Genomic DNA, 507 nt, shown 5'->3' with positions numbered 1-507 from the left:
AGTTTGGCATTTCTGTTGGCAAAAGCCAGATGGCAATCGATGCATGTATCCTGTTTGCTTCGTTCTTCTTTGTCACTCCAGAGGTGATTGGCCTTTCGATTTTGGGTGCCTTTGCACTGAATGTCGTATTGGCGATGAATCACAAACCACACCGATATTCCGTTACCTACGGTTCATAAACTTTTGATGATAATTGACGCGCGATTTATAAGATTTCGCGCTTCAATAACTATATAATATTTCGCGATTTCCAAATAACGCGGTACGGTATGCGCGACTTTCTACAACAAGCCAAACAAACTCACAGTTGTATTGCGATTGGCGAGTTGGTCTACAATCCGAAAACACAGACTCTTCATCAAGACACTATCGCGATTGATCTCGAACCTCGTACCATTGAGTTATTAGAGCTACTGCTAACAAGCGTGGGGCATCCGCTCTCTGCCGACACCATTATCGAAACCATTTGGCAGAGCAAATTCATCTCCAAGAATGTGCTCACTAACC

General features: G+C 43.6%; 1 protein-coding gene and 1 pseudogene. Both read left to right on the top strand.

Going from position 1 to position 507, the window contains the following annotated elements:
- Positions 1 to 179: pseudogene (locus R8N49_RS30765) on the top strand (YitT family protein); the annotation flags it as partial.
- A gap of 90 nt (positions 180 to 269) precedes the next feature.
- Positions 270 to 507 (top strand): winged helix-turn-helix domain-containing protein (locus R8N49_RS30760; RefSeq protein WP_318190903.1); only part of this gene is annotated, 238 nt, incomplete at its 3' end.

It is taken from the genome of Vibrio sp. 1978, assembly GCF_033344345.1.
Note: the sequence above shows the minus strand (reverse complement) of the source record. Positions and strands in the feature narration are given on the sequence as shown.